Raw genomic sequence first — 21,753 nt, 5'->3', positions numbered from 1 at the left:
TCTTTCTGGGATGGTCCGAGTCGGAGAATGATGTTTGAGAGTGTTGTCAAATACGAGAGTTCTCGATCCGGCGATTGCCGTCTTTGTTCTGCTTCTTTGTTTGAGAGTGTTGTCAAATACGAGAGTTCTCGATCTCGAAACGCATCCTTTCACCATCATGTCTTGTTTGAGAGTGTTGTCAAATACGAGAGTTCTCGATCAGGGAAAGGACTCCTTCCCATTGATCATCCGTTTGAGAGTGTTGTCAAATACGAGAGTTCTCGATCCGAGAACGGCATGTTAGGGGTGTGCATCAGGTTTGAGAGTGTTGTCAAATACGAGAGTTCTCGATCTATGGAGATCAGAACAACCGGCAGAGGTTCGGTTTGAGAGTGTTGTCAAATACGAGAGTTCTCGATCGAGTGACGCCGAACTGATCGCCGAGATCGTGTTTGAGAGTGTTGTCAAATACGAGAGTTCTCGATCGTCGCAGGACTGGGGGAACGTGCAGGACATCGTTTGAGAGTGTTGTCAAATACGAGAGTTCTCGATCTTCATTCAGCTTCAGGTTCCAGACGAACGCGTTTGAGAGTGTTGTCAAATACGAGAGTTCTCGATCCATTCAGGCTCTCATACATGCCCGTCATTTGTTTGAGAGTGTTGTCAAATACGAGAGTTCTCGATCTGGAGACTGTCAGACAGCGGTGGCGAACGGGTTTGAGAGTGTTGTCAAATACGAGAGTTCTCGATCTCCTACAAGGGCGTTACGTGGAACGGTGAGGTTTGAGAGTGTTGTCAAATACGAGAGTTCTCGATCATGACATCCCAATCCACTGGAATCTAATGCGTTTGAGAGTGTTGTCAAATACGAGAGTTCTCGATCATAGTCGAACCACCATGCACACTGAACCTTGTTTGAGAGTGTTGTCAAATACGAGAGTTCTCGATCACGCGATCAGGATCAACGACTACTCGGCGTGTTTGAGAGTGTTGTCAAATACGAGAGTTCTCGATCATCAACATCATCCCGCTGCTCATCGTGGTGGTTTGAGAGTGTTGTCAAATACGAGAGTTCTCGATCTGGACTGGAGAGGCTTGGCTATGTCGTCATGTTTGAGAGTGTTGTCAAATACGAGAGTTCTCGATCTCACTATCGAGAAATCCTACACCGGCACGAGTTTGAGAGTGTTGTAAATACGAGAGTTCTCGATCTGGGAAATGCGGGTAAAACCGCATGGGGTAGTTTGAGAGTGTTGTCAAATACGAGAGTTCTCGATCGAGGTCCTCGGGCCCGTCAGCCATCAGTCCGTTTGAGAGTGTTGTCAAATACGAGAGTTCTCGATCCACGCGAAGAGGCGATCAAGAGATGGGATGGTTTGAGAGTGTTGTCAAATACGAGAGTTCTCGATCTTGTGCATTTTCGGGAATAATTTGCCGAAAGTTTGAGAGTGTTGTCAAATACGAGAGTTCTCGATTACATCCGGTATCCGCGTCTTCTGAGGAGCTGTTTGAGAGTGTTGTCAGATACGAGAGTTCTCAATCCTATTGTTCGTCTGTGCCGGAAATCCTGAGACATGCATCGAGGGCATCGAAGACAGGGTTCGGAACGAAGGGCACGATGTGCCTGAGGACAAGGTACGCTCCAGACACGAGCGCGTCCTCGCCCTGCTTCCGGAATACATCAGATTGGCCGACGATGCTGCGGTCTTCGACAACAGCGACAGACCGCGCCTGGTGCTGAGCAAAAGGGACGGCGTCCTCGAACTTTCGGCGGAGACGCCAGACTGGCTGATCCCCATGGCGCAGACTCTCGACCTTGTCTGACCCTCTCGGTTAAAAACGCCGATGCGTTGACGTCTCCCATGGAAGCCCCAACAGACGCAGAGATCATCGAACGCCTCCGCATGGCCGACCAGGAGGCCATGGAGATGGGCAGGAGGGTCGGCCCCGGCAACTGGGCCAACATCTCCGCCATGGCCCTCGCGTTCTACGCCCTGAAGACGGAGGACCCCGAGACCGTGGTCTCCGAGAACCTGGAGCGCGTCGGGCTCATCGTCAGACACTACGGCCCCACGAGGTCCGGATGGGGCGATTCTCCTGCATCCGACGACGCGTCCGCCATGCAGACGGACAGCGATGTGAGGATCCACCTGCTGATGCAGGCCCAGGACTACCTCGAGAGCCTCGTCGACGGCTACTTCCAGTCCTTCGGCCCGGGAAGGGAGACGGAGGCCGTCGCCGGGATCGGGAACCACATCAACGTCGGGACAGCCGCTGCGTGCATGCGCTTCACCGACCCGCAGGACGCCCTCCGCAGATGCGGTGAGACGGCGGAATGGGCCGTCGCCTTCGTCAGGGAGCAGTGCGAGTTCGTGGACAGGGGCGAGTGCATGCAGCCCTGAACCGCCGGACCGAACAGCTCCGCATCACCGTCAGGCCATCGTCGGTATCCGATGTTCCCGACCGCATAGACAGCTTATCCACTGATTCGATCTAACAGATCCGATCGTATCGAACTCTCGAGAAATATTGGTATATTGACAACCAAGGCAGGAAGTCCAGCACATGCAGGGCTTCCCTGATGTGCTGGACCAGGAACCTGAATCACATCTCGGAGGTGAAAAATGCCTGATGAGAAGAGGGATCAGGGTGCCTAAGTTACAACCATCGCCCTGGCCCCAGGTATTGTTCGACTGTTCGTCGAGACACTGAGCCGTCACCTGCGACAGCAGATGACGAACAAACCCTCGGACCTCCTCGAAAGCCAGACAGATTCTATTGCGTATACAGCTTCGATTATATAAATAACAATCGAATTGGAATGACACGCCCACAGATGGCCTGTGAAACCTGTACAGACAACCCGCCAACTCCGGAATGGCCCAAGAGCGGAGTTTGACGACTTCTCCTACACGGGATTATGAGGATTACGCTCAAGCATGACTTGGAAGAATGTTAGAAACCAGATGCAGACGAGTACATTATCCATAACATAACTGCACCTCACAATCATGATATATCGGAACAATGCAATGATAGACGTGGGGTGTTCGATGTGACTGATTCATTCCTTCAAAGCGAAGAGTTCAGGGAGAGCTTGAAGAAGATCAGCCCTGATTCGAAATTCTGGTACAGATCGAGACTCGATCCTCTGACGGAGGAGGAATACAGAGCACTCTGCAGAAGGGACAGGGGAGAATGGCAGGGTGAAAGGGCAAAAGAAGCCTGATTTCTGTGTCATTGTCGGACCCAATGGATCAGGAAAATCGACGATCATCGAGAACCCGAGGATAGCCGACCGTTATCCGATCATCATCAACCCCGCCAGTGACCCGAATCCTCAGTCCCGACGGGACGCCTCGTCCGCGGAATGTGTGTCGGTACCGTCATCCGACTGCGGGACCGTCCCGCGCGCGCACTTCTTATAACATGCGCGTCTAACCAGGGGACAGGAGAACACGCTCATGACAGAAGTCGGACCGTGCACGAAGACCCTCTCCACCGCAGAGGGCGACATCACGATATACAGCCTCCGCGAGCTGGAGGCGAAAGGAATCATCAAGGACCTCTCCAAGATCCCCTACTCCGTCAAGATCCTCATCGAGGGCATGCTCAGGCAGCGCGACGGAGCCACCATCACCGACGACGACGTCGTCACCGCCGCATCCTGGAACCCCGTCGAGAACACGGACCAGGACATCCCGTGGATCCCCGCCAGGGTCCTTCTGCAGGACCTGACCGGCGGAGCCGTCATCACGGACCTGGCCAGCATGAGGGCCGCCGTGGCCGCCATGGGCAAGGACCCCGAGCTCATCAACCCCCTGATGCCCGTGGACCTCGTCATCGACCACTCCGTCAACACGGACTACGCCGGAAGGGACGACGCCCAGGAGCTCAACGAGGAGCTGGACTTCCAGAGGAACAAGGAGCGCTACGCCCTGTTCAAGTGGGCCCAGAAGAGCCTGAAGAACTTCCGCGCCGTGCCCCCGGGCAACGGGATCTGCCACCAGGTCAACCTGGAGTACCTGTCCCCCCTCGTGCACGTCAAGGATGTGGACGGCGTTAAGATCGCATATCCGGACTCCTGCTTCGGAACGGACTCCCACACCACCCAGATCGACGGACTCGGCGTCCTCGGATGGGGCGTCGGAGGTATCGAGGCCGAGGCCGCCATGGTCGGCCAGCCCAGCTACATGAAGCTGCCCGACGTCGTCGGGTTCAAGCTGACCGGGAAGCTCAGGGAGGGCGTAAACGCCACCGACCTCGTGCTGACCGTGGTCAACATGCTCAGGAAGAAGGGCGTCGTCGGCAAGTTCGTGGAGTACTACGGCGAGGGGTACAGGAACCTGGACCTGGCCGACCGCGCCACGCTGGCCAACATGGGCCCCGAGTACGGCGCCACCACCGGGTTCTGCCCCGTGGACGGGAAGACGATCGAGTACCTCCGCCTGACCGGCAGGTCCGAGGAGCACATCGACACCGTGGAGAAGTACTGCAAGGAGCAGGGCCTCTGGTACACCGAGGACCCGGAGTACACCGACACCCTGGAGCTCGACCTGTCCACCGTGGTCCCCTGCCTCGCCGGGCACAAGAGGCCGCAGGACCTCATCCCCATGACCTCCATGAAGGAGTCCTTCGCGGACACCCTGAAGGCCCTTGGCGTGGAGGAGCAGAGGCCCGCCGTCGCCGGGCAGCTCGGGGACGGCTCCCTGGTCATCGCGTCCATCACCTCGTGCACCAACACCGCCAACCCCTCGGTCATGATCGCCGCCGGCCTGGTTGCCAAGAAGGCCGCCGACCTCGGCCTGAGGCCGAAGGACTACGTCAAGACCTCCCTGGCCCCCGGGTCCAGGGTCGTCACCCAGTACTTGCAGAACTCCGGCCTCCTCGTGTACCTGGAGAAGCTCGGGTTCCAGGTCTGCGGATACGGCTGCATGACATGCATCGGGAACTCCGGACCCCTGTCCGACGAGGTCTCCAACTCCATAAAGTCCAACGACCTGGTGGTCGCCGCCATCGCTTCCTCCAACAGGAACTTCGAGGGCAGGATCCACCCGCTCGTCAAGGCCAACTACCTGGCCTCCCCGCCCCTGGTCGTCGCGTACGCAATCGCCGGGCGCGTGGACATCGACCTGGACAGGGAGCCGCTGGCGGTCACCGAGGACGGGAGGGAGGTGTTCCTGAGGGACATCTGGCCCTCCGACGCCGAGGTCTCCAAGCTCGTCGACGAGTACGTCACCCGCGCCACCTTCCAGTCCAAGTACAGGGACATCTTCAAGGGATCCGCCAGGTGGGACGCCGTCCCCTGCGAGGACTCCCCGCTGTTCGCCTGGGACGAGGACTCCACCTACATCCGCAACCCGCCGTTCTTCGACGACATCTTCGAGGAGCCCGAGATCAGGAGCATCAACCGCGCCAGGTGCCTCGCCAAGCTGGGCGACTCCATCACCACCGACCACATCTCCCCCGCCGGGGCGTTCTCCAAGGACACCGACGCCGGCAGGTACCTGATGTCCAAGGGCGTGGAGCCGAAGGACTTCAACTCCTACGGGTCCCGCAGGGCCAACCACGAGGTCATGGTCAGGGGGACGTTCGCCAACGTCAGGCTCAGGAACCTCCTGGTCCCCGGCAGCGAGGGCAGCTGCTCCATCTACCACCCGGACGGCACCGTCGACACCATCTTCGAGACCTCCAGGAGGTACGAGGAGGATATGACCCCCCTGATCGTCCTCGCCGGCAAGGAGTATGGAACAGGGTCCAGCAGGGACTGGGCCGCCAAGGGCCCGCTCCTCCTCGGGGTGAAGGCGGTCATCGCCGAGTCCTTCGAGAGGATCCACAGGTCCAACCTCGTGGGCATGGGCATCGTCCCGCTGCAGTTCCTGCCCGGGCAGACCGCAGAGACCCTCGGGCTGAACGGCACCGAGACCTTCGACATCGACCTCGAGGACCTGGAGCCCAAGTGCACCGTCAGGGTGACCGCCTACAGGGACGGCCAGAAGCTGGAGTTCGACACCCTCTGCAGGGTCGACGTGCCGGCCGAGGTCGACTACATCGCCAACGGCGGGATCCTGCAGTACGTCCTGCGCAGGATGGCCCAGTGAACGCTTCCGGGAGGGGCTCCGCCCCTCCCATCAACCTCTTTCCTTTCCGGGATTCAGTTTTCCCCTTCAGACCATTATCTCTGTTGATCGTGGCAAAAGGTGATGATATGACATCTCCCGCGGGCGAGAGACCGCCCAAAGGTTCTACACGGACTATCGGGACAGAAACATCCTGGACAGGTTCTTCCAGATGAGAGATGACCCGAAGATTGGTACGAGTGTGTGACAGAATGGCAATTCCGTCGGAGAACGGAACCAATCCGGGTGGGTCCGACGGAAATCATGACTCGAACGAACGCTGAACAAGGGACTCAGAAGAACAAGCTGGCTGAAGCGATGAGTGGGCCCGCCTGACTTCACTATGACCCTGGCCAGCAGGACCTCCTTCGAAGGAACGGAGGCCCTGTTTTCCTGGCATTGGTTCAGTACCGAACCCGTCTGGGGAAGGTGGGTTCCGAGGTGACATCCCGATATTCGATCTCAAACGAACCAAAGACTGCCGGATCGTGGTAGCTCCGCGTCATACTGGGGGACTGACGCCTGCCTAGTCAGGATGACTTGCTTTCAGCATTGACTTCCAGATACAGGAGCACATCCTTTCCGCACCGCAGGACCTCTGTGGTGGGTAGGGCGAGCATCTTCGGATCAGACTCTCGCATAATCTGGTTGTTTTGAATCCTTGTCCTTTTCCACTACATCGTCTGTTGGGTTCTGAATCAATCCTCTGATCTATTTTCCAAGTCGATGAACAGGATGTACACTCCGCAGACATCCCCGTTGGAATCATAACCGAAGTAGCAGGGATAGACGCCGTCGCCCCATCCCGATGCGAATATCGGGATGTTAAGACCGGTTCCGGGAACGGTCCAGTTCACCCAGTCCCCTCCATCCCTCTGGTAGCGTGGGTTCTCGTTGTAGCTCTCTTCGAGAAGGTCGCAGAAAAGGTCGTTGTACGGATCTATGTCCTCGTCCTCTTCCAGACGCTCCGCCCAATACTTCTTGAACGCGTTCTGGGACTCGACATCAATGATGCACCCCATGCCGGCGTCGACGATGAATCCGAAGTAGTCTCCGTCTTCGAGCTCCTCGTCCAGATTCTCGTCGCCGATCATGGCCAGTTCGTAGCGCACCGGTCTGGAATCCGAAACCGTCACCTTCACACAGGCGTAACGGTCGCCGTACTCCTCGCTGGGCACCACGCAGATCGTCACCGGATAGGTCCCAGGAGGCACTGTCTGGATGTATGGCAGCCTGTCCTCCAGTTCTATCAGCGGGTCACATGCCAGTATCTGCCCTGTGGGGAAATTGACTGTACCGATGTCCATGGTGTCCACGGCTGTGTTTCCCACCTCTTCGTTTGTAAAGTATGCCTCCAGGTCAGTCCAGCATGTTAGCTTATCCCTGTACTTCTCGTATTGCCTCTTCCACTCTTCCGTCTGCATAACTCCCACTCCTGTCTGTGTTGATTCATCTCTAACTTTGTATCGGCAGTTCTTATCTATCCTCTTCGTCATTCCCCTCATATGGATGGAGCATGCCGTCTTCTTCGCGCATGAACGCCGTCCCGTACGGCAGGTCAAGTATCCTCCTGATGTCCGGTGACAGGTCGCAGATGTATCCCAGGCTGCGGAACACCATGCGCTCCCGGCTGTCATCATCGTCATCTGCGAAGAAGCACCATCCAGACTCCCAGCCCTCGTCCTCCCTTTCCGGTCTGCGGCGCAGGCAGTATCCTATCGGCTCCCCGGAGATGATCCTCTCGCTGACGGCACAGTCCCTGGCGCCGCCCCACCCGTCTGGATCCGGGAAGCCGTCGTCCTCGACGAGCCACGGGGAATCCTGGAAAGACTCCATGAGCTGGGCGAACCGTTCGTCTATGGTATCCATCATGCGGAGGCGGTACTCATCGGACCACGGGACCAGGAGGTACGCGTTGAACATCTCCTCCTCGTCCCGCCATTCCCTGCCCTCGAACACAGTGTCTACATAGTCCTTGACGTCTCTGAGGAACTCGTAGGGGTTGGATTTGTCCCCCCAGTTGTACCACTGTGTGAAGAACGAGCCGATACGGTTCAGATGCAGCGTGGTCAGCCTACCGTCCATGTCAGGGTCGTCTTGTATGAACCCGCGGAGGTCCGTCATCTCCCCTGACCTCACTGATTCCACGACTTCACGGTGCCTCGAGACGAACGACCCGTTCATCATTCCATGCCTGATGCACCATTCCAGATAGATCGACATGTGGCCGTACGCCGCCAGTTTCTCCGTGTCGAGGCCAAGGCGGTCTATGATGCGCTGATGCCTGCGGGCGTCGTCCATGACGGCATCATCGTGATCGATCCTGTCGAAGTCCGTCACGGCGTTGAGCCTCAGCGGATCTATCACCTCCAGCAGATCGTCGTTCATGACGTCCAGGAGGGTCTCCGCATCATTCTCGATCTTGTGCTGGATCTCCTCCTGGTACAAGGGGATCACCTGGAAGAACTCGATTTCGTCCCCGTCCGGCAGCGCGCATCTGTACGAGTCCTCCCCGAACACGCCGGGGCTCAGCAGGATGCATCCGCACAGCTCGGTGCTTTCGTCGTACCTCTCTCCCTCGTCCATCCCCACGGTGTGGCCCCATCCGAGCCAGCATCCCGTGCTGACCGGCAGCCTGGCCACATCCTTGAGCATCCTGATCGGCCAGTACCACCTGTTGTCCTGCAGGGACTCCTCATCCAGCCTCCAGTCACGGGGGAGGTTGATCAGCACCTCCGCCCTTCTGCGGACATCCTCGATTCCTTCGGGGACATCCATCTCGTGGGCGCCCATGCCCATGGTGACCAGGGTGTAGTAGTCGTGGTCCCTCCTGGGAGGGATGATGCAGATGTCGACGTGGATGTCCGGGGACACGAGCTCGTGGAACACGTTGGGGAAGTCCCCGAAATGTTCGGCGATGTGATCCTCGACGGCATCCCACTGCGCCTCGTCGTACATCTCAGGGTTCTGGTCCACGTTCTCGTCGATGTATCTCCTGATGGTGACCTCCTGCTTGCGGGCATCCTCGCTGTTCGGGTCCAACTCCTTCCATATCATTGCGTATTCCAGTGCATCGGCCTCCCTCCCGTCGGTCATCCAGAGAGCATAGCACATGCGCGCGTTCCAGGTCGGATCCTCTTTTCCCTGGTCCCCTACCGATTCGAGGATGCTCACGGCCTTCCCGAGGAGCTCCTGATCCGGCTCGTCGCGGCCGGAGTCCTTGTCTCCGAGGACCGCCAGGTCGCTGTACGCCCATCCCAGCAGCAGGGTCATGCGATAGCTCCTCTCCTCTTCCGGAACGGATTCGATCGTCCGTATGCATCCGGAGTACTCGCCGAGGCTCTTTAGCAACTCCGCCTTCTCCAGGACCCTGGTGCTGTTGCCGACCCCTTTCATCTCAATCCCACCACATGTACCACACCGTGGATTGGCGGAGCTCGTCCGCCAGCTCCCCTACGGTCTCGTGGTTCTGGTCGCTGTCCGGGCAGAAGCCGTACTGGTCGATGGCGGTGTCTATCGCGGATCCGTCGTCGATGGGTTCAGGCAGGATGTACTCCAGCTCGTCGTGCGTGATCGCTGCCGGGACGGCTCCGAAGCGCTCGTACCAGTACTTCGAGACCGCCATGAGCGTCTGGGTGTCGGGGCACTCGTTCCAGCCTCCGAAGGGCAGCCAGGCGAACACCTTCCAAGGCTCGTCCACGGGGATCTTCGCAAGTATCGTCGGATGAGTCATGTTCGTCTCGTAGTTCCAGTAGCTGGAGAGGCGGTCACGTCCCTCACCTCCCTCCATGTTTCCGACGATTTCATCATCCCAATCGAGCTCGTCATCCTCCGCCTCGGCTCTGCGCTGTCCGACCATGGAATCCAGGACGCATCTGCCGTCCGTTGTAGGGGCGGCAAGGATGTTCCGGCGGTACTGCGCCACCTTCTCTGGGTCGAATGTGTAGTCGGCCTCCCCGTCGCTGTCCGGGTCGGAGTTCAAAACCAGGCACTCCCAAAGGATGTCGTCGACGCTCACGAGAACCGGTACGTACCCCTCCCTGACGCCCAGACGCCTGGCGTAGCCGTATGCTGACATGAGCGGGTCATCGTCCCTCATGGACGGGAAGTACTCGCATTCGCATCCGAGGTAATCCATCATTGCCCTGGCCAGTTCGGAGGGTTCCCTGGTGTCCGGGTCGATCTCCTGGTTCTCCCAGTTCCCGAAGCGCTTTCCGATGACCTCCGACATGTCCTCGTAGTACCTGTCGTCGAACGGGATGAAAAGGTACGCCTCCGATTGGAACTCGTCCGAATGGTAGCGCTCCGGCCCGAAGAATCTCAGCGCGTAGTCGTCTATGTCCGAGGGGTAGTGCGGCGAGTCCATCTCACTGCAGTAGTTGTAGTAGTAGCGGGCGAACTGCCAGCCCTCTTCGTTGAAGATGCTGGCATCGAGCCTTCCGTTGAGGACGTCCCTGATGAACGGGCGCAGGTCCTTTACCGAGAGGCTGTCGCAGTGATCCTCAGCGAAGTCCTCATTAATCAAGTCGTGTTCGACGCACCAGCGCAGATAGATGGCCATATGGTTGTAGGCGTTGATGGGGTCCACGGGCAGGGACTTCTCCTCGATGCTTTCCAGGTGGAACGACGCGTCGTCCATGAATACCTCCTGGGATTCATAGGATACCTTGAGTGTCATCCCCGGGAGGGCCACGCCCTCGCTGAGAGCGATTGTGTGTCTGTCGTTCTCGGAGAACCCTATGGTCTCTCCGTCCTTCAGACGGACGTCGCACTCGAGCTGGTATGATACGAGGTTCGCCAGGAAGTCCCTGACGTCGTTCGGTTCCCCATCAGCGTCGAGGACCTCCATCTCCTCCCTTCCGAATGTCCTCATCCCGTAGGTGTATCCGGATATGCCCTTCTCCGTCCTGTACAGTCCGAACCATATCCAGTTGAAGATCGGGAGCTCGTCCTCCCTCATCATCCCGGCCATGCCTTCGTAGAACTCCGGCTGGAACACCACTCCGCTGGTGTAGATGCCAGAGGCGTTCTCCTGACGGCAGCATGCCGCGAGGAGCTTCACGAACAGCTTCCCCCTCTCGATTAGATCGTCGTCATCCCTCTCACCGACGAACACCAGGAGGTGCGCCCTGTGCTCTCTGGCGACATCCACGGCCTCGGGCCACATGTAGTTGTTCTCGGCATTGGCTTCAGCCTCGCCGTCCGGGATGGGTCCCTTCATGAGGCTGATGGCCGCCACTCTCCCGTCGACCTCGAAGACAAGCACGTCGTCGTTGGAGTCGTCGTCATCCTCCTCGGCGACGATGTCCCACAACTCATCCAGGTCGCGTATCAGCTGCCGCTTGCTCCAGGAGACCCTGGACAGGAGGACGAATCCCGCGAAGACACCGGCCTCATCATCATCGACATCGGATTCCGAACCGTCGGACCGTCTCTCTATCGCCTCGAGGCATTCCTTGATCACCCCCGGCGCGTTCTCGTCCTCGGGGTCCAGCTCCGCCCACCTCTCAGCATAAGGTATGGCCTTCTCCTCCTGTCCGCTGAGGTACTGGTGACCGTATGCCATGCGCATGTTCCACTCGGCCTTGTCCTCGCCCTCGCCACGGATGGATTCGAGGATCTCCAAGGAGTGTTCCAGGGCCCTGTCCGCCTTGTAACCGGGAGTGCCCTCGTCGTGGTCCCCGATGACGGCGTAGTTCTGCAACGCACGGGCCAGCGCATAGCTGGCGCGGTAGTCCATCTGTTCCTCCGGGATGGTCTCCAGTACGGCGATGCAGCGGGAGTACTCGTCCTCATCGTTCCACTTCGAGATCTGATCGTAGAACGGCTCTGGGTCCTCTGGATCGTAGGGGATGTAATCGATGCCATCCAGATCGAGGTCCACATCCCCGTCCCTATTGTTGGCTATCAGGCAGGTGGGGACGTCCATCGAGAACACGCGGAAGTACGCCTTCGAGACATCCGATCCTGTGAGGAACTCCTGCGCCGCATCGACGACGGACTGAAGGTCCCATGCGATGAGATCCAGGTATCCGTAGCGGAGACCTGTCGCTCCGCCGATGAAGGAGACTGCATCCGCTCCCGCCTTGTCCTCGATGGCCTCCTGGAGGCTGTCGCGGAAGTCGAAGATCCTCTCGCTCCTGTCCTCGCCGTTGAACGAGTCCAGTGGATATGCGAGGTATCCCGCTACGGCGCCGTCGGCGTGCAGCAGGTCGACGCATCCCCTTTCACCGGAGTAGTAGTCGTTGATTATCGGAGGGCAGCAGTCCGATCCGGACAGGATGTCGAAGCGCCACGGACCGTCTGATTCCGTGTCCGGTTCCGACTTGTAGACGGTGTATCTCTGCAGAAATGAATCGGCATCGTTCGTCAGGATGATGCCCATGTCCTCCAGGGCTCTCGGCAGGTCTCTGAGCTTCACCGGACTGCCTTCCAGGGGTTGGTCCACAACCTCGAAGCTGTCGATGTGTCTCATGTTAGCAATCTCCCCTATGGTGTGGTCCAGAATCGTGAACAGCATCCACCAGACCCTGTTCTCGTCCTCCAGCGCATCCTGGACCTTGCCGCAGTGAACAGATACGGAGATGCGGTCCTCCTCCCCCTTCTCCACCCAGACGTCGACGTCCTCCCCGGAGACATCCAGGTCGAAGGCGCGCAGATGGAATCCCGGACTGGAATGGCGCCCGATGGTAACCTTCCATCTTTCGCGGACGGATTCGGGGGCATGGTCTCTGAAGTAGACGTACTCGAACAGCCTGACCTTGTCGCCCTGGGTGGACAGCACCAGGTCGTACATCCCTTCGTCGATGCCGACCTCGAACGTCGGGTCCTCCAGGGCGATCTCCAGGATTTCCTGGACGGTCTTCACGAGTTCCTCCGAGTATTCCTCCCTCTTATCGGAGTCCATCATCCTGCGGATCTCCGCTTCCTCATCCGCAAACACCTCCCAGGCCTCGGCGACCCTGTCCCTGAAGCTCTTGTTGAATCTGGGCAGGGCCATCATCTCCCTGCATCCGTCGATGAACTCCTGGATGTCCTCCTTGGAATTGTACTTCGGATCGTCTCCGGGATGGAGTTCCAGTGCCTTCTCGAAGTAGGGGAGCGCCTCCCCCTCCCTCTCCAGGTAGAAGAGCGAATACCCTGTCCTGAAGTTCCAGCTGTAATCGTCTGCCATCTCGTCCGAATGGGATCTCAGCAGATCCAGGGCCTTCCTGTACTTTCTCCTTCCCTCAATGTCGCCGGGTTCTCCGAGGTTGTTGTACGCTCTAGCCAGTTCCATGTCGATTTCGGTCGTACGTTCATCCTCGGGCACTCTCTCCAGTGCCTCCACTATCCTGGAGTATTCCCCCGCCTCGTGCCACGTCTCGCATTGTTCGAGCAACCCCTTCTCATCCATCATGCAGATCCCACTCCTTCTCTTTTCTCTACTTAATTACTTTTTTATGATTCAGTCTTTATATTACTCTGTTCTCCAATACAAGCGCCACTAGTGACTTGATCTGCAGGGACGAGGTATTGTCGGCAGTTTCGGCGAAAGTGAGCAACATCCTCCTCCCTTCTGTCATCCTGGTCGTCAGAACAGACATCGTCATGTTGCACACCACCCTTGGATCCAGTTTGGATGCCGGGACCCCTACGGTGTACAGCATGTCGGAGAACAGCACAACAAGGTCGTTCTGAAATCCGATCAGCTCCTGCTCCGACAGGTGTTCCCTTATGTACGCCTGGTCGTCTTCCCCCGGAATGTAGAATCCACCGGAGATGACCTCGGAGAATGTCTCCCTTATGCCATTCTCAGCCCCGTATTCCCAGACATTCCTGCGGAACAGGTCTCCAATCCCTCCCATGCCTTCCTTCATTATGGCTATGGCCAAAACCGCCTTGGACGGGAAGAACGAGTAGAAGAAGGTCTTCGAGATCCCCACAGGCGTGTAGATCTCGTCTATATTCGTATCGCGGATTCCCTTCTCCTTGAAGAGTGCGGCGGCTACGTCCATGAGTCTTGAGCGTATGAGATCGCGCTCTTCCTCGGAGTAAGCCTTCCTCGACATGATTGATGAATCGCTTCACGTAATTAAAAACATTACTTTTTTTTGTCTTTAAATCATCCAGATATTCAGAATCCATCGTTGACATTTGGATTAAGACAGGTTGATTCAAGGTCTGATCACTTCGAGGATGTATCGGAATCATTCCTGAATCTATCCATGAACCCGTCCGCATTCGGATCCATATACACAGTGCCGTCGTCGTTCATGCCGGGTCTGATCTCGTCCAGTATCTCGCAGATCGCGTCCAGGTGCTCAGCGATCCTCCTCCCGAGTCGGAGAGGGAGTGGATGGTCTCCATTCTGTAGCCCTCCTCCACCTCCAGCAGGTTGTACGCCGGCAACGTCACATGATGGGCGACAAGTCCACCATATCCGTGCAGTACGTCATGGGCGAGGGGACGTGGGGCCGCAGGCGCTCCGTCCCCGTCATGGACGGCGTGAAGGACTTCCTTGAGAGATACCTGACGTTCAGGGCGGAGAGGCTCAGGACCCTCGGTATCGAATCGGAAGCAATGTTCCCGCCGCTCAGGAGCGGCAGGGAGTTCATGCGCCAGCAGTCCTTCGGCCGCCTAAAGGAGAGGGAGGAGAAGATGCTGGACGTCAGGTTCGAGTTCAGGGACGGGCACCGTGCTAACGGGCAGAGGATGTTCGACGTCGGCCATCCCATCAAGCTCGTGTCCAAGTCCATGGGGCATGCGACCATCGAGACCATCCAGAAGTTCTACGCGGACTACCCGGAGCGCAACGTTCTGGACAAGATATTCCAGATGAAGAACGACCAGAAAGTCATCACAAAGACGTAATCACAATACATATCCGACGCCCCGTCGTCCGGGAGCGTCGGTTAAACCAGTTAATAAGGTTAATCCACATGTCACTCCCGTGACTCCCCGGAGGCATCCTGTTGGATGCAACCGTCGATTTTTCATCCATAGGGGGTGGAACGTCGCATACGGGACGCGATGTCCGTCCAGAAACAACATATATGCAACCGAGGCTCTCGGAAAGGGGTCGAAAATCCTTCAAGATGAGTGGGCCCGCCCGGATTTGAACCGGAGTCAATGGCTCCCGAAGCCACAAGGATACCAAGCTACCCCACGGGCCCACAGAGAACCCCAACGGATTCCTAAATAAATACTTTGACAGACTGGATCGCACGATCCGGCATCGCCACGATGTCTGTGCAGATGTCAATCGAATGGATGATGAACTGGATGCTGAGATGTGCGAGAAGGCGATCGGACGCTTCAACACGAACCCCGTTGTCCGCACACATGACGAGGTCGTGAAGGGTCACGATCTCCGATGACCTGCGACCCGCCTGTATCCATCCAGGTATGCGGTATTTAAGCATGCACGTAGGGCGGTACCGGGATGGGACGGAGCGGGGGATGGAATAACTGTAACATCCGCTAAATACCACAGACACATAGTCCTGCTTCGTTATGGACGACGAGAAGTTCCTGTGCATGATGCGCGCCCTGTCGGACCCCAACCGCCTGACCATACTCAGGATACTCAAGGGGAGGAGGCTGTGTTCGTGCCAGATCCTCAAGGACATGGACATATCGCAGCCGACCCTGTCCCACCACATGTCCGTGCTCCTTGACGCCGGTCTCGTGAGGACCATCCCCACCGGGAGATGGTACGACTACGAGATCGACGAGGAGGCACTGGGCTTCCTGAACGCCGCCCTCGGCGACATCCTCCGAACGGAAGACCGCTTCTGACGACCGATCCTAACGTATTTCCCGTCCTCGCCCCACTGTGGCAACGGATACCGTTCGAAAACGTCCGATTCCGATTGGTAACCCTAAAATACCGTCGGGCAAATAGCGGTTCATGGATTTCGCACTGATGTTCTGCCCGTACTGCGGCGGTGACATCGAGACCGGCGACGGATCGAGGTACCTCTGCAAGGAGTGCGGCAAGAACATCTACACGGACCGCGAGAGCATCCGCCAGTTCATCCGCCCCGGAGAGCTGGAGGACACGTTCAGAGAGGCGCTCGACGCCCTGGAGGACGACAACCCCAAGAAGGCTCTGGCTCTCGCCGACGACATTCTCAAGGCCTCGGAGGAGACCGACTTCGACGCGTTCTTCCTCAGGGGGGCCATTTACGCCTACGAGGGCGAGGACGGGAAGGCGTTCAACGACTGGAAGAGGGGCCTGGAGCTCCTGTCCGTCTACACCAACATCGACGCCTACGTCTGTCTCATGACGCGCTGCGTGTCCGAGATGATCTTCAAGAAGGAGGAGGAGTTCGTCGAGTTCCACCCCGTGAAGTACCTCGACAAGCTGTGCGACGAGATATACGCCAACACGAACGAGTCCTGCAAGGCGTTCATGTACTACAGCGTGTACATGGAGTACAGGAAGATCCTCGGCAGGAACGAGGCGAGCGGGAACGAGGGATTCAACGAGATCGTCCCGGAGCTCTTCCGCAGGGTCGTGGAGTACGGACACAACTTCTGGTCCCTGCCCCATGTCATCAACGAGTACCTCGCGGCCATCGGATACGACCCGGAGACCTACGAGGACGACGACCAGGAGGACGCCCACGTCTACGACCTGATCGCCCAGAGGATGAGATTCTACACCGAGGGCATGGATCCGGCGGACGTCCGCAGGGCGAACGCACACTGGAACGACGAGATGCTGAGGGAGAACGAGTACCTGCTGGAGGCCATGCTCCCGCGCATCGAGGGGATGTTCGGGAAGCTCCTCTCCAGGAAGACCGACGAGGCCCCCGTGGACATCGACATCGCCGTAGACTCGTACGTCAGGAGATGCCTTCTGCTCGATCCGGAAGAGGCCGAGGCCTCAGAGGAACCCCAGGTGCTCGAGTAAGATCTTCAGGCCGATGATGATGAGGATCACTCCTCCGACCAGTTCGGCCTTCTGACCGAACCTGTCACCGAACACGCTTCCGATCTTCACACCGACAGCGGAGATCAGGAACGTGACGATGCCTATCAGCAGAGCGGACGACACTATGTCGTCGCCCGTCATCGCCAGGGATATCCCCACTGCGAGGGCGTCTATGCTCGTGGCCACGGCGAGGACCAGCATTGTCCTGAATCCGATGCTGTCGTCGACCCCCTCCTCCTCTCCGGACAGGGCCTCGCGTATCATGTTCAGACCTATCGCGGCCAGCAGGATGAAAGCGATCCAGTGGTCATAGTCCGAGATGTAGTCGTAGAACGAACTCCCCAGATAGTAGCCGATCAGCGGCATCAGGGCCTGGAAGAAACCGAACCAGAGCCCCACCACGATTATCGCCTTGGGGCCGGGCCTCTTCATGGCCAGGCCCTTGCATATGGACACCGCGAAGGCGTCCATAGCCAGTCCGACCGCTATGAGCACGAGGCTCAGGAAATCCATGCCTCGGCATCCTGGTCATCCTATATAATCATCGACGCGGCTGGTCCCGCGCCCCTTCAGGTCCACTATCCTGTCCCTGGGCATCACGGCACCCCACAGCAGCTCGGTGTCGTCCGAGTACAGGCGCCTCCGGGACGGGTCGGAACCCCCGCGGCCGGCGTAGCAGTACACGCACCCGTGGCCGCATGTGTCGTACTCCCCGATGTCGATGCTCTTCACGCATCTGCACCCGTCGCGCACCGGCACCGACTGGGTCTCGTAGGGGATGTCGAGCGAGCGCATCATCTCCCTGTCCACGCACCCCCTGGGCTCAATGCCGAACCTCGTGAAATCCCTGGCACCGCAGCAGCAGGACAGCGTGATGCCGTACTCCTCCGCCGTCCGGGAGGCCATATCGGCGAAGGCGTCCATCTCCGCGACGGAGACCCTGCGGAGCACCCCCTCCTCCTCGAGCCTGAGGAGCTTGCCGTATATGTCGACGAAGCTGAACACGCAGCGGTCCGTCCATCTGGAGGCCTCGCGGCACATCATGTCGAACTTCCTGCGGTGGTACTCCATCGAGATCCTGGAGTTGAGGATCACCGGGTCGTACCTCCAGACCATCCTGTCCCTTCCGATCCTGCCCGCTATCTCCTCGCAGGCGTCGCTTATGTCCGCCTTGAACGGCACACCCGGCTCGATGTCCTTCCCGTATGGGGTGATGGTGACCTGGAAGACCGTCATGTGGCCCATCGAGGACACCTCCCTCATGTGGGGGACCATGGGCCTCGGATCCTTGGTCATGAAGATTATGCAGTCCACGTTGCGCCTGGTGAGATCCACGCGGTGCACGGTCGTCCGCGAGACCGGATTGCGCACCAGCGCATAGCCAGCCCTCAGCCTGTTCATCATCCACCCGGAATGGAACGCCGGGATGTCGGTGCGGCGGCTGGCGCAGATGATCATCGGCACTCCAACGTGGAACGGGTAGAGATACCTGGTGGTGGACGGGTCCGATGGATGCATCTTACCAGCCAAAATAATACATAGACAATGCCATTCCCGCTCTCATGCGTGGCCCGTGTATCCTCTCCTGCATAACCCTCATCGGAACCGTGAGCATCACGGAGGACGGCGATGGGAACGTGACAGGCGTGTACCTGCCCAACAGCAACCTCCCGTGCATGGACGAGGCAGAGACAGACGTCCTTCTGGAGGCCGCGGACCAGCTGAACCAGTACTTCTCCGGAAAGAGAAGGGATTTCGACCTCCCCCTGTCCTACGACGGGTCCGAGTTCAGGGTGTCCGTCCTGGACGCCCTGAGGGACATACCGTACGGTGAGACCCGCACCTACGCCCAGGTCGCAGAGGCGGTCGGATCCCCGAGGGCGTACCGTGCGGTGGGCACCGCATGCGCGGAGAACCCCCTCCCCATCGTCATCCCCTGCCACAGGGTGGTCCCGACCGCAGGCGGGGTCGGAAGCTACGCCGGAGGCTCCAGCATGAAGAGGAGGCTCCTGGAGTTCGAGAGGGAGAACGCTTGACAGTCGACTTCCGCGGCATGCTCCGCGAAGCTGCGGAACCGGATCTTGCGGAGTTCAGCTCCAAGCTGACCCCCGGGAAGCAGGGCATAATGGGCGTCCGCGTCCCCGTGATAAGGAACATAGCCAGACAGGTCGTGAAGGACGGCTGGGAGCAGATCCTGGACGGGGAGCCCGAGAGCTTCGAGGAGGAGATGCTGAGGGGCGTCGTCATCGCCACCGCACCGGTCGCCGCCGAGGAGAGGATCCGCCTCACGGAGGACTTCCTTGGGTATGTGGACAACTGGGCCACGTGCGACATCTTCTGCAACTCCTGGAAGTTCAGGAAGGGCGAGTCGGACCTCGTCTGGGACTACTTCTCGTCGCTGATCGACTCCGGACAGGAGTACAGGATGAGGGTCTCGATAATAGCCAGGATGTCCCTTTTCAAGGACGAGGAGCACTGCCGCATCCTGCTGGAGGACATCGCGACCCACGACAACCCGGGATACTACTACAGGATGGGGGCCGCATGGGCGGTCTCTATGGTGTACGTCGACCATCCCGGGATCGCGGAGGACCTGATCCGCTCCGGGAGGATGGAGGCCTGGACACACAACAAGTCGATCCAGAAGATCAGGGAGTCCAGGCGTGTGCCGAAGGAGAAGAAGGAAGAGCTGGGCGCACTCAGGCGCACAGCTCCCTGACGAGCCTCTCGATCTCGTCGGCGTTGGCGTCCCCGACCCTGGCGCCCTTCCTCTCCAGGAAGGTCCAACCGCGCTTCTCGCACTCCTCCCTGAACTCGGGGCTCGTGACGGCGATGACCTTCCCGTGCTCGATCTCGTCGGCGTCGAGGAACATGGAGAACATGTCCTTGGGCACGCACATGATGACCTTGTCGAAGGGCCTGGTCATGAACGAGGTCTGCGACACGAAGTTCTTGTCCAGGTCCGCCTGGAGGTACTCCTCCCTGTTGGACATGACGTTCGGGTACTCCATGATCTGGTAGTTCCCGGGCACGAAACCGTACTTCGTGGTGATGACGCCGAACGAGACGTCGCAGAGCTTCTGACCCCTGTCGTCGACCGCCGTGTCCAGGCGCTTGACCAGGTTCTTCACCTCGGTGACCCTCCCGCCGAACAGCTCGAAGGCCGTGGCGATGCGGTTCTTCACGAGGAACACGGTGGAGTCGTTGGTGACTATCAGGATCCTCTTCATCAGCTTGGTCTCTGCGTAGATCTTCGTCATGTCAGTACCTCTTCGGTCCGAGCCTGTAGGCGATGCTGCAGTTGCCCTCTGCGGACACCATGCACGGGCCCATGGGGTTCATCGGCTTGCACACCTTGCCGAACATGGGGCACTGCTCGGACTTGATCAGTCCCCTCAGGACGTCCCCGCACTTGCATCCCTTGGCCTCCACCTCCACCTCGGGAGTCAGTCTGAGGATGTCCTCGTGGACCTTGGTCGCGTCGTGGTCCTGGAACTCGGGCTTCAGGGCCAGGGCGCTCTTGGGGATGACGGGGAAGCCCCTCCAGGAGCGGTCGACGGGCTCGAAGGTGTCCCACATCAGCTTCAGGGCGGTTGGGTTGCCCTCCGGCCTGACCAGCCTTGTGTACTCGTTCTCCACCTCGTGCCTGCCCTCCTTGATCTGCTTGCAGAGCATGTAGCAGGACATCAGGACGTCCAGGGGCTCGAAGCCGGCGACGACCTGCGGGACCTTGTGGACCTCCGACACGGGTTCGAACATCTTGGTCCCTGTGATCACGGCCACATGGCCGGGCATGATGAACCCGTCGATCCTGTTCTCGCCCAGGTCGAACAGGGTCTGGATGATGGGCGGGCAGATCCTGTGGCAGCTGTAGACGCTGAAGTTCTCGGGACAGTCGTCCTTGTGAAGAGGCACCGCGGTGGACGGGGCGGTTGTCTCGAACCCCACCCCCACGAACACCAGGGGCTTGTCCGGCTGTTCGCGGGCCATCTGGACGGCGTCGTCTATGGAGTAGACGATCCTGACGTCGGCCCCGTCGGCCTTGGCGTCGAACAGGGACCCGGCGGTGGTCGGGACCCTCATCATGTCCCCGAAAGCGGTGACTGTGACCCCGTTCCTGGCGAGGGTGATCGCCTCGGCGACCTCCCTACTGGTGGTGACGCACACCGGGCACCCGGGACCCTGGGCGATGTGCACGCCCACGTCCTCGAGCATCTCCTCCAGTCCGAAGCGCACGATGGTGTCCTGGTGGGTCCCGCAGATGTGCATGAACCTCACATCCAGGTCCATCTCTCCGATGCGTTCGAGAATCTTCTTCGCAGTCTGCTCGTCCCTATACTTGAACATCAATCAGCCTCCTCGATATCCATGCATTTCACCATGCAGGACTGCCCGCTCGTGACCGTGACCTTGCCGCCGCACTCGGGGCACGCGAGGATCGGTATGGAATGGGTGTCGAAATCAGGGTCGGAGAGCACCTTCGCTGGCCCCTTGTATCCGCAGTCCCAGCATTCGAGCTCTATGGGCTCGTGCTCCACGATGAACTCGGAGCCCTCCAGGATGGTGCCCTGGGTGACGATGTCGTACGCGAAACTCATCTGCTCCTCGCCCAGGTTGGTGAGGTCGCCGATCACCACGGTCACGCTGTTGACCTTGATGACGTTGTACTTCTGGAGCTCCGCGATGACCGCATCCACGAGGCTCGTCACTACCGACACTTCATGCATCGCGCAC

At 58.9% G+C, this 21,753-nt stretch carries 19 protein-coding genes, 1 tRNA gene and 1 CRISPR repeat array (1 of these 21 only partly in view); of the genes, 9 read left to right on the top strand and 11 right to left on the bottom strand.

From position 1 onward, the window contains the following. A CRISPR array of direct repeats spans positions 1-1,521; the repeat unit is 36 nt; unit sequence GTTTGAGAGTGTTGTCAAATACGAGAGTTCTCGATC; it reaches 1,750 nt to the left of the window's first position. A 78-nt stretch (positions 1,522-1,599) separates the two neighbouring features. The 4 genes from JS82_02995 (at position 1,600) to acnA (ending at position 6,080) form a co-directional block, all read left to right on the top strand. Then, complete coding sequence (locus JS82_02995) at positions 1,600-1,803, top strand: hypothetical protein (protein ID QHK17139.1); 204 nt, start codon at positions 1,600-1,602, stop codon at positions 1,801-1,803. A 38-nt stretch (positions 1,804-1,841) separates the two neighbouring features. Beyond that, positions 1,842-2,381, top strand: a complete 540-nt coding sequence (locus tag JS82_02990) for a hypothetical protein (protein QHK17138.1) — start codon at positions 1,842-1,844, stop codon at positions 2,379-2,381. Positions 2,382-3,034: 653 nt separating this feature from the next. Next, a complete protein-coding gene (locus JS82_02985) occupies positions 3,035-3,208 on the top strand; it encodes a hypothetical protein (protein ID QHK17137.1) in 174 nt (57 codons plus the stop codon). Positions 3,209-3,443: 235 nt separating this feature from the next. Beyond that, complete coding sequence (gene acnA / locus JS82_02980) at positions 3,444-6,080, top strand: aconitate hydratase AcnA (protein ID QHK17136.1); 2,637 nt, start codon at positions 3,444-3,446, stop codon at positions 6,078-6,080. 716 nt (positions 6,081-6,796) lie between these two features. On the opposite strand, the gene JS82_02975 is transcribed toward acnA, so the two are convergent. The 5 genes from JS82_02975 to JS82_02955 form a co-directional block, all read right to left on the bottom strand. Next, positions 6,797-7,522 carry a DUF4241 domain-containing protein gene (locus tag JS82_02975; protein QHK17135.1) on the bottom strand — a complete coding sequence of 242 codons (726 nt, stop codon included), beginning with the start codon at positions 7,520-7,522 and terminating at the stop codon, positions 6,797-6,799. 52 nt (positions 7,523-7,574) lie between these two features. Next, positions 7,575-9,494: a DUF2185 domain-containing protein gene (locus tag JS82_02970; GenBank protein ID QHK17134.1), complete on the bottom strand. Its 1,920-nt coding sequence runs from the start codon at positions 9,492-9,494 to the stop codon at positions 7,575-7,577. Between the two features lies 1 nt (position 9,495). Next, complete coding sequence (locus JS82_02965; GenBank protein ID QHK17133.1) at positions 9,496-13,497, bottom strand: DUF4253 domain-containing protein; 4,002 nt, start codon at positions 13,495-13,497, stop codon at positions 9,496-9,498. 55 nt (positions 13,498-13,552) lie between these two features. Continuing rightward, positions 13,553-14,149 carry a TetR family transcriptional regulator gene (locus tag JS82_02960; protein QHK17132.1) on the bottom strand — a complete coding sequence of 199 codons (597 nt, stop codon included), beginning with the start codon at positions 14,147-14,149 and terminating at the stop codon, positions 13,553-13,555. Between the two features lie 202 nt (positions 14,150-14,351). Beyond that, positions 14,352-14,489: a hypothetical protein gene (locus JS82_02955; GenBank protein ID QHK17131.1), complete on the bottom strand. Its 138-nt coding sequence runs from the start codon at positions 14,487-14,489 to the stop codon at positions 14,352-14,354. Between the two features lie 9 nt (positions 14,490-14,498). On the opposite strand from JS82_02955, the gene JS82_02950 reads away from it, so the two are divergent. Next, on the top strand, positions 14,499-14,951 hold the full coding sequence (locus JS82_02950; GenBank protein ID QHK17130.1) for a hypothetical protein: 453 nt from the start codon (positions 14,499-14,501) through the stop codon (positions 14,949-14,951). Between the two features lie 229 nt (positions 14,952-15,180). Here the strand turns inward: JS82_02950 and JS82_02945 are convergent. After that, positions 15,181-15,253: transfer RNA gene (locus JS82_02945), tRNA-Pro, on the bottom strand. Positions 15,254-15,593: 340 nt separating this feature from the next. On the opposite strand from JS82_02945, the gene JS82_02940 reads away from it, so the two are divergent. Further along, entirely contained in the window at positions 15,594-15,878 is a 285-nt protein-coding gene (locus JS82_02940) for a metalloregulator ArsR/SmtB family transcription factor (protein ID QHK17129.1), read from the top strand. A gap of 112 nt (positions 15,879-15,990) precedes the next feature. Beyond that, positions 15,991-16,998 carry a hypothetical protein gene (locus tag JS82_02935; GenBank protein QHK17128.1) on the top strand — a complete coding sequence of 336 codons (1,008 nt, stop codon included), beginning with the start codon at positions 15,991-15,993 and terminating at the stop codon, positions 16,996-16,998. Here JS82_02935 and JS82_02930 read toward each other — a convergent pair. Beyond that, positions 16,972-17,532 (bottom strand): hypothetical protein, encoded by a 561-nt coding sequence (locus tag JS82_02930; GenBank protein ID QHK17127.1) that lies wholly within the window; start codon positions 17,530-17,532, stop codon positions 16,972-16,974. The two genes, JS82_02935 and JS82_02930, sit on opposite strands and share 27 nt — an antisense overlap. A 15-nt stretch (positions 17,533-17,547) precedes the next feature. Further along, on the bottom strand, positions 17,548-18,477 hold the full coding sequence (locus JS82_02925) for a DUF1848 family protein (GenBank protein QHK18377.1): 930 nt from the start codon (positions 18,475-18,477) through the stop codon (positions 17,548-17,550). A gap of 104 nt (positions 18,478-18,581) precedes the next feature. Here JS82_02925 and JS82_02920 point away from each other — a divergent pair, with 104 nt between their 5' ends. Both JS82_02920 and JS82_02915 read left to right on the top strand, forming a co-directional pair. Continuing rightward, complete coding sequence (locus JS82_02920) at positions 18,582-19,055, top strand: methylated-DNA--[protein]-cysteine S-methyltransferase (protein ID QHK17126.1); 474 nt, start codon at positions 18,582-18,584, stop codon at positions 19,053-19,055. Next, positions 19,052-19,738, top strand: a complete 687-nt coding sequence (locus tag JS82_02915; GenBank protein ID QHK17125.1) for a hypothetical protein — start codon at positions 19,052-19,054, stop codon at positions 19,736-19,738. The genes JS82_02920 and JS82_02915 overlap by 4 nt, the downstream gene beginning before the upstream one ends. On the opposite strand, the gene JS82_02910 is transcribed toward JS82_02915, so the two are convergent. Genes JS82_02910 through JS82_02900 form a run of 3 tightly spaced genes read right to left on the bottom strand, consistent with a single transcriptional unit; the run spans position 19,719 to position 21,746 of the window. Then, a complete protein-coding gene (locus JS82_02910) occupies positions 19,719-20,249 on the bottom strand; it encodes a hypothetical protein (protein QHK18376.1) in 531 nt (176 codons plus the stop codon). The two genes, JS82_02915 and JS82_02910, sit on opposite strands and share 20 nt — an antisense overlap. Before the next feature lie 31 nt (positions 20,250-20,280). Then, positions 20,281-21,366: a hydrogenase formation protein HypD gene (gene hypD, locus JS82_02905; GenBank protein QHK18375.1), complete on the bottom strand. Its 1,086-nt coding sequence runs from the start codon at positions 21,364-21,366 to the stop codon at positions 20,281-20,283. After that, the gene (locus tag JS82_02900) at positions 21,366-21,746 is read right to left on the bottom strand and encodes a hydrogenase maturation nickel metallochaperone HypA (GenBank protein QHK17124.1); all 381 of its coding nucleotides are present in this window, start codon (positions 21,744-21,746) and stop codon (positions 21,366-21,368) included. The genes hypD and JS82_02900 overlap by 1 nt, the downstream gene beginning before the upstream one ends. Positions 21,747-21,753: the final 7 nt, after the last annotated feature.

The organism is Methanomassiliicoccaceae archaeon DOK (assembly GCA_009911715.1).
Classification (GTDB): domain Archaea; phylum Thermoplasmatota; class Thermoplasmata; order Methanomassiliicoccales; family Methanomethylophilaceae; genus Methanoprimaticola.
The sequence above is the reverse complement of the archived record's forward strand: the minus strand, read 5'-3'. Positions and strand labels throughout refer to the sequence as shown.